Raw genomic sequence first — 12,503 nt, forward strand, 5'->3', positions numbered from 1 at the left:
TCAGGAGCACATATGGTGGGACACCATAATTCGTGGGCGAGGTGTGCGCGCGGGACCCATGTGAGCGGCCGTAGGTATGCGCCATGGGCTCGACGGTACCGGGGCCACACCACACGACCACCGGAACGGGACCGCGGCGACCGACACCGGGCTTATTCGCTGCCCCAGTCCCAGGTGTCGAAGTACGCGGCCACGCCTGTGCGTCGGGCCTCCGCGACGGCGCTCAGGCGTGCGAAGTCCCGAGGTGGCATCAGCGCCTCCCACTCGGCCACGGACAGGACCCGGACTTCGTCGTGCTCGCTCGGATCCAGGGCGAGGCCGTGGATCTGCGCCTCGGTGAGCCGGCCGCCGTCGAAGATGAGGCCGATCGTGCTGTAGGGCCATTCGGTGCCGGGCAGCCCGTAGACCGTCGCCAGGAGCTGAGGCGGTCCGGCCGGCGTGATGCCGGTCTCCTCCTGGCATTCGCGCACCGCTGTCTGCCAGGGGCGCTCACCCGGATCCATCGTGCCTCCCACCATCTGCCACGGGTGAGAAGGCGAGTAGACGGAGTGCAGTTGGAGCGGCCGGTCGTTCTCATCGGTGACGTAAACACACGCGAAAGCGGTGGCCTTGAGGACCGTCTCGGCATACTGCTCGGGCGGCAGCCACCCGGAACTGCTCGCCCGTCGGCCGGGGATGGCGGGTTCTTCTTTTCGCGTCACCGGTCGTGCCGAGCCGGCGGTGCCGCCGACGTCCTGCCTGATCGTGCCCGGCTGCCCTTCGTTTCCAGGGGGCTGGTGCGGGGGAGCGGGACACGTGGCGTCCCCCAACTGGCGGTGAAGTGGCACGGGGACTCCAAAAACGTGGGGGGCGGGGCAGGTCGGCCATCGCCTCACGGACGAGGCCGGGGGCGTTGAACCGATCGCTGGTGCACGGTACTTCGCGATCGGTGCGGGCGACGCGGTGGGTGTGTGAGCGCTGCCTCCTTCAGGAGACCCTTCACAGGCATGGGCAAACCTTAGGGTCGGCTGCACCGTCACCGCCCGCGATTTCGCCGAGGGTCATCCGGCAGGGTGACGCGAGGCCGACGGGTTGTCGCGCGGTGGCGCGGTACAGGGGGGCGGGAGTGACCGGATCTGCGCCGAGGGGCTCCTGCCAGGGACGTGGGTGTGCGAGGCGCGGGACCGAGGTGAAGCAGTTGCTGGACGAAGGGCGGGGGGATCGATCCGGAGACCTGGTCCGCACGCTCGTCCGGGTCACCGGACGCCTCGACCCCCAGCGCCACCGCCTGATCACCGTCGGACTCACGGCAGCCACACACCACGCTGAACTCGCCGGCTCTCTGCGCGTCCGTTTCACCACCGCCGTCGAGCAGGCCATCGCCGCAGCCCTCGCACGCGCCCGCCACCGGGGTGAAACCCTGCCCGGCGCCCCGGCCGACAGGATGACCACCGCCACCGTGATCGCGCTCCTGAGCCATCTGCCGGCGCTCCAGGACCGGCCGCTGGCTGCTTGCGACTTCGAGGCCATCACCGACCGTGTTCTCCTGCCTCTCCTCACCCAGCCCTGATCGGCGGGACGCGCGGGCCGGGCGCCGTGGCCCACGCGATCGCCGGTTCCAGATCGAGGCCACTGTTCATGTCCAGCTCAAACCCGCCGAACTTCTCCACACCGCACGGGGGTTGTCGCACGGCGTGTCGCAAGGCCGGGCGGGATGCTCGCGGCCGGCCGTACAGCCGTGCCATCGGTCGCCACACCGGCGGCCATGGCAGCACCGCACCGGCCGGTGCCACGGCGGGCTTCCCGGCATGAGGCGCGGGGGCACGCCGACAGCCGGTGGTTCACCTAGCGGTGTGCGTCGCGCAGGACCGCGCCGACGATGCGGTCGACGAACGAGGTGAGTTCTTCCTCGTCGTGGTGACCGAAGGTGGACGTCCACAGCGCGAAGCGGCCGAAGAGCGCGGACCACAGGATCATCGCGACTCCTTCGGAGCCGTCCGGCCAGCTCAGCCCCTCCTTCTCGCACGCGTGGATGGCGTCCACCCACTGCTGCCACAGGAGGCGAGCGGGATGCACCTGGCCGGGCTCGCCGAAGCGTGAGGCATCGTGACCGAACATCATGCGCATGACGCCGCGCTCGGCGATGGCGAAGGCGCAGAAGGCGTTCGCCTGTGCCCGGAGGCGGTCACTGGTATCGGCTCCACCGGCTGCTGCCCGGCTGTCGGCTTCGCGCATGGCCGCGACGACACGTTGATAGCCGTCCTCGGCGACAGCGTGCGCGAGCTGGTCCTTGTCGGCGAAGTGCAGATACATGCTTTGAGGGGCGATGCCGACCTCCCGCGCGACCTCCCGGAGCGACACCGGCAGGGCGCTGTCGGCGATCTTCTGGTCGAGAAGCCGTGCCACGGCGGCCAGGATCTCCGCACGGAGCCGGTCCCCCTGGCCGCGGGGATTGCGTCTGCGTGCGGTGTCGGTGCCCTTACCGCGGTCCTCGTTCATGTATCTCATTCTGCGGCAATCGACCGCTTGCGGGTTCCCGGCCCTGGCAGGGAACCCGCAACCAGGAGGCGGCTACGCCTCCTCGATCGCGCGGGTCGCGGAACCCATGGCCTGCCCGGCGGCGGGAAGCCCGATGTAGGGGATCGTCTGGACGACGGCTTCCAGGATCTCCTCTCGGGTCAAGCCGTTGGCGAGTCCGCCCAGGACGTGGTTACGCACCTCCCACTGGTGGCCCTGGGCCATGAGCACGCCCAGAGTGACCAGGCTGCGGCTCCGCCGGTCCAGGCCCGGCCGGGCCCAGATCTCGCCGAAGCACTGCTCCAGCGCGAGTCGGGCGGTGTCGGCCTCGGGCCCCTCGCCTTCGGCCGGGGCGACCATATGGTCCTGGAGGAACGTCTCGCCGAACATCTCTCGTACCACCTGCTCGCCGGCCGCCCGGCGGTCGGTGGCATCGCCGCTACTCATCGGTGTCCTTCCGGTGGGGTGCAACGCGGGGGAGCATGCCGAGCACCGTGGCCGTGGTAGTGCCCGCGTCGACGGGGAGCACGGTGCCGGTGATCCAGCGCGATTCCTCCCCGGCGAGAAACAGGACCGCCCAAGCCAGATCCCAGGCGGTGCCCTCGATGCCGAGAAGGTTGGCCGACCTGCGCAGCAGTCGTCCCTCTTCACCACCGTGGTCGCCGATGGGGGTGTGCAGATGGCCGGGCACAAGGCAATTGACACGGATGTGGTCCGGCCCCCAGGTGTACGCCAGATCGGTGGTCAGCGACTGCAGCGCGCCCTTACTGGCCCCGTACGCACCGCTGCCGAACCCGCGCAGCGCCGCGATGGAGGAGATGTTGACGACGGAGCCGCCACCCCCGCGCACGAGATGGGGATGAGCGGCCCGGGCCACCTGCATGGCGGCGGTGACGTTGAGGGCGAAGACCTGGTCCCAGCCCGCGCGGCTGCTCCCCATGACACCGCCTTCCCCGCTGATGCCGGCGTTGTTGACGACCACGTCCAGGCGCTCGGCCCGGTCGGCGAATTCGTCCACCGCGTCGCGGGCCGACGCCTCGTCGGTGATGTCCGCGGCGAGCGCGAGCGCGCGGCCGCCGCTGCCCTCGATGCGCTTGCGGGTGTGGTCGGCGCGATCGGCATCGATGTCGAGGATGCCCACGGTGGCGCCCTGGGCCGCCAGCAGCATGGCCGTGGCGGCTCCCGTGCCCGGGAGGCCGCCCGCGCTTCCGGCGCCGGTCACCAGCACCGCCTTGCCCAACAGGCGGGTTCCGTGCCCGTCCGTGTGCCCGCCGACGTCGAAGGTCCGCTCTCTTGGCATCTGGCTCACCACTCGACCGGGAGGGACCTGAGGCCGTAGACGATCGAGTTCTTCTTGAAGGGCAGCTCGTCCGTGGGAATGGCCAGCCGCAGACCCGGAATGCGCTCGAAGAGCCGGGGCCAGGCGACCTGCATCTCGACCCGCGCCAGGTTCTGGCCGAGGCACTGGTGGGATCCGAAGCCGAAGGCCACATGGTGGCGGGCGCTGCGGGCGATGTCGAGTTCATCGGCCGGGCACTCGCCCTCACCGGCGCCGAAGGCTCGGCCGTCCCGGTTGCCGGCGATCAGGGAGACGATGATGCCCTCGCCCTTACGGACGAGCTGACCGCCGATCTCCACATCCTCGGAGGCCACGCGACGCGGGTCGGTGGAGACGATGCTCCAGTAACGCAGCATCTCCTCCGCGGCAGAGGGGGCCAGCTCGGGGTGGTCGCGCAGACGGTCACGCTGGTCCGGGTTGACCAGCAGCGCCACAGTGCCGAGGCCCAGCATGTTCGCCGTGGTCTCGTGGCCCGCCCCCACCAGGATCCCGACCAGGACGGGCATCATCTCCGGCGCGAAGCCGTCCGGCCCTGTGTGGTCGGCGAGGAGACGGCTGATCATGTCGTCCCCGGGCTCCTCGCGCTTGCGCCGGACCAGGGACTCGTAGTACTCGAACGCCTTGTGCTGCAGCCGCGCACGCTCCTCGTGGCTGACGTTCAGGTCGGTCCCCGCGTTCGCGTGTTCCTGGAAGAGATCGTGGTCCTCGTACGGCACGCCCAGGATGGTGCAGATGGCGCGGGAGGGCATCGGGAGCGCGAAGTCCTGGACGAGGTCGACCGGGCCGCCCTTGGCGAGCATCGCGTCGATCAACTCGTCCGTGATCGCCAGCAGACTCTCGCGCATCGCCTGGGTGCGCTTGACGCTGAACTCCCGGGTGAGCATCTGCCGGAGCCGGGCGTGCTCGGGGTCGTCCAGGCGCAGGAACAGGCCGCCCTCATGCTCGGGCTGGTTGGAGTGGACCAGGGGGAAATCGGGATTGCGCACATCGGCGCTGAAGGACGGGCTGGACAGGACCGCGCGGATGTCTTCGTGCCGGGTCGCCAGCCAGTGCCGGGAGCCGTCCCAGATGGTGACCTTGTGCAGGCCGCCTGCCTCCCGGAACTCGGTGTACTTCGGCGGCGCGCTGAAGGGACAGCTCCGCTCGGCCGGGAAGAACGGTGCTTCCTCGGTTGCGGCGGTTTCGGATGCGGTGGTGGTCATATCGTCTTCCTCGATCACGGAGCGGGTGTTTTTACGGTGGGGACGGCAGCCGTGGGGACAGCGACGGGCCAGGGGGCTCGGTCGACAACGGCCTGACGCCAGGTGCGCAGGGCACGGGCCATGCCGTTGCCCAGTACGCCGTCGATCTGACGAGGCCGCCCCTCGGAGTCGCGATGGCCGTAGACACCGACGAATCCGCCCTCCTCCAGCGACCCCTCGACGACGCGGAAGTCCATCTGCCGCCCTGTGGCCCCGTAGGACCGCAGTTTCAGGTCGTACTGGTCGGACCAGAAGTACGGCAGGGAGGGTGCGCTCGGCTCGGCGCCCATGAGGGCGGCTCCGACCGAACGGCCCTGTTCGGCGGCGGCCAACCGGTGCTCACCGCGTACATGGCGGGCAGTGGCCGGATCGAGCCATGCCGCCACGTCGCCGACGGCCCAGATGTTCTCGGCGACACGTCCGTGCGCGTCGCACAGCACGCCTTCGACGCCGTCCCGCTCCTTGCTGCCGAGCGGCACGCCCGTCTCGGCCAGCCAGCCGACGGCCGGCCGGGCTCCGACCGCGACAAGGACGGTGGACGCCTCGACGACGGACCCGTCGTCGAGCACCACTCCACCGGCCCGGCCGCCCTCGGCGAGGACCGTGGTGACTCCTGTGCCGCAGCGCACGTCGACACCGGCGGCGCGGTGGCGAGAATCGAGCAGGCACGCCACCTCCTTCCCCACGACATTGACCATGGGAAGCGGTAGCGGATCGACCATCGTCACCGGCACGCCCATGCCCCGGGCCACCGCCGCGGCCTCCGCGCCGACAAAGCCGGCGCCCACGACGACCAGCCGCCCGCCGTGTACGAGAGCCGTGCGCAACCGGAGGGCATCCGCCAGATTCCGCAGCACCTGGACGCCGTACAGGCCCGCGCCCAGGGACGGCGGATGCACGGCCTGAGCCCCGGTGGCGATCACCAGCGCGTCGTACCCCAGCTTCCTGCCGTCGGCCAGACTCACCGTCGGCGCGCCCGTATCCACTCCCACGGCTGCGGTGCCGGGTACATGAGTGATGCCGAGGGATGACCATTGCTCCCGCGGACGCAGCAGCAATCGCTCGGTCTCCCACTCGCCCGACAGCAACTGCTTCGACAGCGGCGGACGGTCATAGGGCAGACCGGGTTCTCCGTCGACCAGGATCACCTCGCCGCCGAAGCCGCGGCGCCGCACCTCCTCCGCGACCGCGAACCCCGCGGCCGAGCCGCCGACCACGACAAGCCGGCGGAGCTCCCTCGCGGTCGGCACCTCAGCTTTCCTCGATGACGATCGCGGCGGCCGGGCACACCGCCGCCGCTTCTCGTACGGCGACGTGCTGCTCTTCCGCGGGCGCCGCATCCAGCAGGACCACGATGCCGTCCTCGTCCCGCTGGTCGAACACCTCCGGGGCGACCAGCACACACTGGCCCGCTCCGCAGCACTTCGGTTCATCAACAGTGATCTTCACGCCACTCGACCTTCCGGTGATCACTTCGGCGGACTCTCTCCACCAACCTGACAACCGTCACGGTACGGCTGTCACCTGACAGGTGCAAGGTTAGATTTCGGCCTCGGGGTGCCGGCGGTGTTTCGCCTGGATGAGAGGCAGTAGCGACAGCGCAGTTGAACAAAGAGCGGGCACTCGATGATCCGGAGGAAATCCTTGTGGACAGTTCACTCACTCACCGGTTCGTCGACGTGAACGGGGTCAGGCTGCACATCGCCGAGCAGGGGGAGGGACCGCTGGTCCTGCTGCTGCATGGCTGGCCGGAGAGCTGGTACTCATGGCGCCACCAGTTCGGGGCGCTGGCCGCGGCCGGGTACCGGGCTGTCGCCCCCGATCAGCGCGGCTACGCCCGCAGTGAGCAGCCGCCGGACGTGACCTCGTACACCCTGCTCCACCTCGTCGGCGACGTGATCGCCCTGATCGAGGAGCTCGGCGAGGAACAGGCGGTCGTCGTGGGCCACGACTGGGGCGCACCCGTCGCCTGGACCGCGGCGATGCTTCGCCCGGACAAGATCCGCGCCGTGGCCGGGCTCAGCATTCCGCCGATTCTGCCCGGCGGGATGGTCCCGCCCTCGGTCACCCGTACCCAGTACGGTGAGGGCTTCTACCAGATCTACTTCCAGCAGCCGGGTGTCGCCGACGCGGAGTTCGCCAAGGACATTCCGGGCTCCTTCCGCCGCCTCCTGTTCGGCGCCTCGGGCGACAACCCGCTCGGCGGGAAGCCCCGTCCGCTGGTCGTACCCGACGGTCTGGGCCTCCTGGACACCATGCCGGAGCCGCCGGCCCTCCCGGCCTGGCTGACGGAGGAGGACATCCAGGCGTACGCCGAGGACTTCGCCCTGCACGGCGAGCATGCCTTCACCGGGGCCTTCAACTGGTACCGCAACATCGAGCGCAACAACGAACTGCTCGCGCCCTTCCGGGGGCGAGGGATCGACGTTCCCGCACTGTACGTGGTGGGAGACCGGGACATGGTCACGGCCTTGCGCGGCCCGGACACCCCGCTGACCGCTGTCGTACCTCAACTGCACGACGCGGTGGTGCTGCCGGGCTGCGGGCACTGGACACAGCAGGAGCGTCCCACCGAGGTGAACGCCGCCCTCCTCGACTTCCTCACCCACGTCGACGGCCCCACGGACCGATGACACTACGCGGACTCCGTCCGGCCGGCACTGTCCGGCACTTCCGCCCATGCTGCTTGAAACCAGGTCACGCCGGCCATGTCGACCACCCGGGCACGTTGGCGGCCGACGTGCGAGCCCACCCTCGTACTCCCGCGCAGGGACCTCCGAACGCTCTGCCGGCCCGGGTCCCGCTGCCCGGGCGGCCGTGACCTCCGGCGGGTACCCGTTCGGGTGAAAAACGGGCGTCGATGCGGTACTTCACGACATAGTGGGTTCCGTGGATTCCATCGACCATTCCGCCTATCGTGTCCCCACCGGCAGACCCTTCTTACTGAAGGAGCTCTACTCCAAGCTCGCGGGTGTCGGGGAACTCATCGGCGCGCTGCAGGTACCCGCCGACCCCACCGAGTACGAGGAGATCGCCGACAGCCTGTACGCACTGTTCAACGTTGCCCGGAACCTCGCCCCGGACCGCAACGCGACCGGCTGCCACCTGCACCCGAAGGGCGCCGTCGACACCGAAGCCCCCACCGGATGGGGACGCTGCCTGCTCTGCAACAGCCACCGCCGCACCGGCCGACCGGATGTGAAAGCGGCACCCCAGGGCCCCCGCCACAACTGGGCCGTCCCGCCCCCGCCCTACGACCACACCGTCCTCGCGCAGACCATGGCGCAGATCAACGACCTGGCCGCGGAGGTCAACTACCGGTCCGAGGACGAGGCGTTCGTGCACCTGGGCGATCTCACGCACACGGCCTTCGTCGTCGCCCGGGAACTCTCCCGCCCCCGCAACAGCTCGGGATGCGCCCAGCACCCCGGAGCTCCCCTCGACCCCACAGCCCCCGGCGGGCCCCAGTGCCTGTTCTGCCAGGGCCAGGCACGACGCCGGCAGACAGGACCACCCACCGTGGCCATCCGCCCCAGCCGGCCCGTCCCCGGATACGAGCGACGCCGTATGCCGCGCCCGCCCCACCCGCCCGGCAACGGCTGAGACCGGATCGATCGACCGCTCGCGAGCCCACCCCGGCGTCCTGCCGTAACGGCGGGTCTCGCCGACGCCGGGTGGGGACGGGCGCCGTGAGGATGACGGGTACCGCGGTGGGGCGGCCACCGTGTGGAGCGCACAGGAAGGCGGTGAGCGGAGTGAACCCGTTCGACGACCCCGAAGCCACGTTCCAGGTGCTCGTCAACGACGAGGGGCAGCACTCGCTCTGGCCCGCGTTCGCCGACGCCCCCGACGGCTGGCACATCGCCCATGACAAGGACACGCGCGCCGCCTGCATGGCGTACATCGAGGAGAACTGGACCGATCTGCGGCCCAAGAGCCTGATCGAGGCCATGGGCGGCTGACCGTCCGTCCCGCCCGGGCGGCCCCCTGGCCCCGCTGACGCACGACGGCTCCTACGCCCCTCTGTACGTGGCCCGGTTCACGGCGCCGGACGTCGTGGCCGTGGCCGGCCCGCTGTGACATCGGTCCGCGTGGTCGTCGCGTAACGGTGGCTACCGCGGATGCCCCGAACCCCCGGTACGGGAACATGGGAAGTGAACAACGAGGCGAGTGGCATGCGGGGCGTGATCCGAGGTGATGCCCTACGTTGGCTCAGCGCGGCTCGGCGCACAACTCGCTGAGCTGAGAGCGGCGTTCGACAGTCGAAGGCCGTACCGTCGTCGCCCTGGTCGAGGGCGCGGCGGACTGCGGCGGAGCCTCCTCCCGAACGACTCCGACGCCCCCCGGCGACTGCGCGCCGAACTGCACGACATCGCACGGCAGCGGCCGGCGTCCGGTGTGGTGCTTTTCCTCGGCGACGGCGCGCAGTAACAGCGGGTTGCCGCCGGGGAGTTCGTACCATCCGTGGGGCATCCGACCGGCATCCTCCCGTGCACGGTGTGTGCCGGTCGGTATCCATGTCATGTGAGATGCGCGCAGGGCGGCGGTTCGACCGATGCCAGGAGAGGGCGCGGGAGAGGGGTCGATCAAGGGCCCGCGTGGCGGTCCGGAGGTCGGGGTGGCCTGATACCGCGGGCCGGTCGGCCGTCCGCGGACCCGACCGGACGCGGGCGCCGGGAACGGTTCGCCGAGCCGTCGCTCACCACCATCCGTCAGCGCACAGCGGTGTCCGGTTCTCGCCTGTTAGCGGTAAATGCCTGGACCCGGTGCCTTCCTCGACGAGACACTTCCAGCTTCCGTATCCCGGGGAGTGTGATGAGGACCACAGATACGCACGTGCCGACGCCGGGCAGGAGCGCCTTCGTTCTGGCGCTGCGCCGCTACGGCAGGGAACTGCTGCGACTACGACGGCCTGCCCTGCCGGCGCTGCTGCTGCCGGCCGTGGGCAACATCGGCATCCGCTACGTCGCCCCCCTTCTGATCGCCAAACTGGCAGGGCGGGCCGCCGACGGCAGCGGTCTCACCCTCAGCTCGGCGCTGCCGTATGTGCTGGGTTTCGGCGCGACGCTGTTGCTCGCCGAAGCCGTGTGGAGGGTCGGGCAGCACTACCTGAACCGCGTGGACGCCCTCGGTATGGAACACCTGTACGTGAGTGGTATGGATGAACTCCTCGCCAAGGACGCGGCGTTCTTCCACGACAACTTCGCCGGCTCTCTGACCAAACGGGTGCTGAGTTTCGGCAAGCGCTTCGAGGACTTCGTCGACACGGTGACGTACCGGATCGTAGGCAGTCTCGTTCCCCTGGTGTTCGGTGCCGTGGTGCTGTGGAGCTACGAACCGATGCTCGTCGTCGGCCTCCTTGTGATGATCGCGTTGACCGTGCTGGCCGCGACACCTCTGATCCGTCGCCGGCAGAAGCTCGTCAACGACCGTGAGGCGGCGATCGCCCGGGTCTCCGGGCACGTCGCCGACAGCCTGACGAACATGGAGACCATCCGTGCGTTCGCGGCCGAGCGGCGGGAGGCGGACGAACACCGCAAGCGTGTCGCGGATTCCCGGCGCCTGGCACTGAGGTCGTGGGACTACGGCAATCTGCGCGTCGACACCCTGATCGCCCCCCTGTCCGTGCTGACCAATGTGCTGGGTCTGTTGATCGCCATCGCCTTCGGTGGCCCGGGCCAGGGGGTGGAGGAGATCATCGTCGCTTTCACCTACTACTCCAACGCGACCCTGATCATGTTCGAGTTCAACCAGATCTACCGGCGTCTGGAAAGCTCGATGACCGAGGCCGCGCAGTTCACCGAGCTGTTGCTGGATCCGCCGACCGTGCTCGACCCGACGGAACCCGAACCGCTCGCGCCGCAGGACACAAGCGTCCACTTCAAGGCGGTGACCTTCGCCCACGCGGGCACGAAGCCGATTTTCCAGGGGCTCGACCTGAACGTGCCCGCCGGCGCACGTATCGGTCTGGTCGGCAGGTCCGGCGGCGGCAAGACCACACTCACCCGGCTTCTGCTGCGGATGTCGGACATCGACGGCGGACGCATCCTGATCGGTGGTCAGGACATCAGCCGGCTGCGCCAGACCGACCTGCGCTCACTGATCGCCTACGTGCCGCAGGAACCCGCCATGTTCCACCGCACCCTGCGGGACAACATCGCCTTCGCCCGGCCCGGCGCCACCGACGAGGAAATCCACGCCGCGGCCGCGGCCGCGCATGTCACGGAGTTCGCCGACCAGCTCCCCGACGGCTTCGGCACCCTGGTGGGGGAGCGGGGAGTGAAACTCTCGGGCGGCCAGCGCCAGCGCGTCGCCCTCGCCAGGGCCATCCTGCGCGACGCCCCGATCCTGCTGCTCGACGAGGCGACCAGCGCGCTGGACTCGGAGAGCGAGCTCCTCGTCCAGGACGCCCTGTGGCGGTTGATGGACGGACGTACGGCCCTCGTGGTCGCCCACCGTCTGAGCACCGTGGCCGGTATGGACCGTCTGGTCGTCCTTGACCGCGGAAGCGTCGTCGAGCACGGCACCCACGAGGAGCTGCTCGTGGCGAACGGTGCCTACGCCAAGCTGTGGCAGCACCAGTCGGGCGGCTTCCTCGGTGAGAGCGCCGAGTCGGCCCCCGGACGGCTGGTCCCAGGAGCCGCTTCCGGCAGGTTGCCCGGTCCGGCCGACGTGTCCCCGGCCGGGGACTGCGGTACGTCGTCGTCGCGCGCTCGTACGAGCACGTGGTTCACGTGAACGCGTCAGTCACGGACATCCCCGCCGACCGGCGCCGTTGATGCAAACGGGCACTGTCGCCCTGACGCCCCCTGTCCGCCGCCCGACGGAACCCGAACGGCGGCCAGGGGCCTCCTGCGCACGCTCATGGACCGGCCCTCGCTCCCGAGCACCGACGCGGGCACGGTGCGATGTACGACGCGCTTGACTCTGGACACGTGGACGTGCCCAGGCTGCGGCAGGTCCTGGCGGGGCTGCCGCAGTCCGAAGCCGCCAACGGGCGCCTGGTCCTGGCCGTGGATGTCACCCGGCAAGCACCGGAGGATGCCCGGCTGACCGTACTCGATCGTCGCCGCGCTGGAGGCAGGCCCGACCTCGTGGACCGCGCTGGTGGCCGCGATCCGGTCGGACCGGGTCATGCGCGAGCCGGTCCCCGTGCCGTGGATCTGCCCGCCTCAGGGCGGGCGCCCGCCCAAGTATGGCGACGGGTTCGTCTTCGGGCGGCCCGAGACCTGGGGCGAGGTGGCGGTCGTGACTGTGGCCGGCACGGAGCGGTACGGGACGGCGACCGCCCAGGCGTGGGACCGGCTGCACCCCCGGCCGACCCGGCGGGCGGCGTGGCTCGACCACGAGGGCTCCTTGCCGATCACCGAGGCCATCGTGATCCGGCTGTCGGTGGCGAAACTGCCTGACGAGCGGCAGAGTCCGCC

At 70.1% G+C, this 12,503-nt stretch carries 14 protein-coding genes; 6 read left to right on the forward strand and 8 right to left on the reverse strand.

Annotation, left to right across the window (positions count from 1 at the left end):
* Positions 1 to 152: 152 nt before the first annotated feature.
* Positions 153 to 701 carry an NUDIX domain-containing protein gene (locus tag ACIQ7D_RS05095; RefSeq protein WP_403933636.1) on the reverse strand — a complete coding sequence of 183 codons (549 nt, stop codon included), beginning with the start codon at positions 699 to 701 and terminating at the stop codon, positions 153 to 155.
* 467 nt (positions 702 to 1,168) lie between these two features.
* On the opposite strand from ACIQ7D_RS05095, the gene ACIQ7D_RS05100 reads away from it, so the two are divergent.
* Positions 1,169 to 1,549: a TetR/AcrR family transcriptional regulator C-terminal ligand-binding domain-containing protein gene (locus tag ACIQ7D_RS05100; protein ID WP_403933638.1), complete on the forward strand. Its 381-nt coding sequence runs from the start codon at positions 1,169 to 1,171 to the stop codon at positions 1,547 to 1,549.
* A gap of 275 nt (positions 1,550 to 1,824) precedes the next feature.
* Here the strand turns inward: ACIQ7D_RS05100 and ACIQ7D_RS05105 are convergent, their stop codons facing one another.
* From ACIQ7D_RS05105 to ACIQ7D_RS05130, 6 genes are all read right to left on the reverse strand, one after another.
* Positions 1,825 to 2,478: a TetR/AcrR family transcriptional regulator gene (locus tag ACIQ7D_RS05105; RefSeq protein ID WP_403933640.1), complete on the reverse strand. Its 654-nt coding sequence runs from the start codon at positions 2,476 to 2,478 to the stop codon at positions 1,825 to 1,827.
* A 72-nt stretch (positions 2,479 to 2,550) separates the two neighbouring features.
* Positions 2,551 to 2,943: a carboxymuconolactone decarboxylase family protein gene (locus ACIQ7D_RS05110; protein WP_403933641.1), complete on the reverse strand. Its 393-nt coding sequence runs from the start codon at positions 2,941 to 2,943 to the stop codon at positions 2,551 to 2,553.
* Complete coding sequence (locus tag ACIQ7D_RS05115) at positions 2,936 to 3,796, reverse strand: SDR family NAD(P)-dependent oxidoreductase (protein ID WP_403933643.1); 861 nt, start codon at positions 3,794 to 3,796, stop codon at positions 2,936 to 2,938. Before ACIQ7D_RS05115 ends, ACIQ7D_RS05110 begins: the two co-directional genes overlap by 8 nt.
* Positions 3,797 to 3,801: 5 nt before the next feature.
* Positions 3,802 to 5,037 carry a cytochrome P450 gene (locus tag ACIQ7D_RS05120; protein ID WP_403933645.1) on the reverse strand — a complete coding sequence of 412 codons (1,236 nt, stop codon included), beginning with the start codon at positions 5,035 to 5,037 and terminating at the stop codon, positions 3,802 to 3,804.
* Positions 5,038 to 5,051: 14 nt separating this feature from the next.
* Positions 5,052 to 6,326 carry an NAD(P)/FAD-dependent oxidoreductase gene (locus ACIQ7D_RS05125; RefSeq protein WP_403933646.1) on the reverse strand — a complete coding sequence of 425 codons (1,275 nt, stop codon included), beginning with the start codon at positions 6,324 to 6,326 and terminating at the stop codon, positions 5,052 to 5,054.
* A 1-nt stretch (position 6,327) separates the two neighbouring features.
* Entirely contained in the window at positions 6,328 to 6,525 is a 198-nt protein-coding gene (locus ACIQ7D_RS05130; protein ID WP_403933647.1) for a ferredoxin, read from the reverse strand.
* 197 nt (positions 6,526 to 6,722) lie between these two features.
* Between ACIQ7D_RS05130 and ACIQ7D_RS05135 the strand changes: the two genes are divergently transcribed.
* The 3 genes from ACIQ7D_RS05135 (at position 6,723) to ACIQ7D_RS05145 (ending at position 9,038) form a co-directional block, all read left to right on the forward strand.
* Positions 6,723 to 7,709, forward strand: coding sequence for an alpha/beta fold hydrolase (locus tag ACIQ7D_RS05135; protein WP_403933649.1), 987 nt, complete (start codon positions 6,723 to 6,725; stop codon positions 7,707 to 7,709).
* A gap of 256 nt (positions 7,710 to 7,965) precedes the next feature.
* A complete protein-coding gene (locus ACIQ7D_RS05140) occupies positions 7,966 to 8,679 on the forward strand; it encodes a hypothetical protein (RefSeq protein WP_403933651.1) in 714 nt (237 codons plus the stop codon).
* A 152-nt stretch (positions 8,680 to 8,831) separates the two neighbouring features.
* Positions 8,832 to 9,038, forward strand: coding sequence for an MbtH family protein (locus tag ACIQ7D_RS05145; RefSeq protein ID WP_403933826.1), 207 nt, complete (start codon positions 8,832 to 8,834; stop codon positions 9,036 to 9,038).
* A 250-nt stretch (positions 9,039 to 9,288) separates the two neighbouring features.
* On the opposite strand, the gene ACIQ7D_RS05150 is transcribed toward ACIQ7D_RS05145, so the two are convergent.
* Complete coding sequence (locus ACIQ7D_RS05150; RefSeq protein ID WP_403933653.1) at positions 9,289 to 9,549, reverse strand: hypothetical protein; 261 nt, start codon at positions 9,547 to 9,549, stop codon at positions 9,289 to 9,291.
* A gap of 342 nt (positions 9,550 to 9,891) precedes the next feature.
* On the opposite strand from ACIQ7D_RS05150, the gene ACIQ7D_RS05155 reads away from it, so the two are divergent.
* Together ACIQ7D_RS05155 and ACIQ7D_RS05160 are read left to right on the forward strand one after the other, a co-directional pair.
* Positions 9,892 to 11,814, forward strand: a complete 1,923-nt coding sequence (locus ACIQ7D_RS05155) for an ABC transporter ATP-binding protein (RefSeq protein ID WP_403933655.1) — start codon at positions 9,892 to 9,894, stop codon at positions 11,812 to 11,814.
* A gap of 170 nt (positions 11,815 to 11,984) precedes the next feature.
* Positions 11,985 to 12,485, forward strand: a complete 501-nt coding sequence (locus ACIQ7D_RS05160) for a hypothetical protein (protein ID WP_403933657.1) — start codon at positions 11,985 to 11,987, stop codon at positions 12,483 to 12,485.
* Positions 12,486 to 12,503: the final 18 nt, after the last annotated feature.

The sequence above is a fragment of the Streptomyces sp. NPDC096310 genome, from assembly GCF_044763125.1.
Taxonomy (GTDB): Bacteria; Actinomycetota; Actinomycetes; order Streptomycetales; family Streptomycetaceae; genus Streptomyces.

Bases quoted from the DNA above. Each gene is read 5' to 3' on its own strand.
- ACIQ7D_RS05105 (WP_403933640.1), bottom strand. From the start codon at position 2,478: ATGAACGAGGACCGCGGTAAGGGCACCGACACCGCACGCAGACGCAAT.
- ACIQ7D_RS05110 (WP_403933641.1), bottom strand. From the start codon at position 2,943: ATGAGTAGCGGCGATGCCACCGACCGCCGGGCGGCCGGCGAGCAGGTG.
- ACIQ7D_RS05115 (WP_403933643.1), bottom strand. From the start codon at position 3,796: ATGCCAAGAGAGCGGACCTTCGACGTCGGCGGGCACACGGACGGGCAC.
- ACIQ7D_RS05120 (WP_403933645.1), bottom strand. From the start codon at position 5,037: ATGACCACCACCGCATCCGAAACCGCCGCAACCGAGGAAGCACCGTTC.
- ACIQ7D_RS05150 (WP_403933653.1), bottom strand. From the start codon at position 9,549: ATGCCCCACGGATGGTACGAACTCCCCGGCGGCAACCCGCTGTTACTG.
- ACIQ7D_RS05155 (WP_403933655.1), top strand. From the start codon at position 9,892: ATGAGGACCACAGATACGCACGTGCCGACGCCGGGCAGGAGCGCCTTC.
- ACIQ7D_RS05160 (WP_403933657.1), top strand. From the start codon at position 11,985: ATGTACGACGCGCTTGACTCTGGACACGTGGACGTGCCCAGGCTGCGG.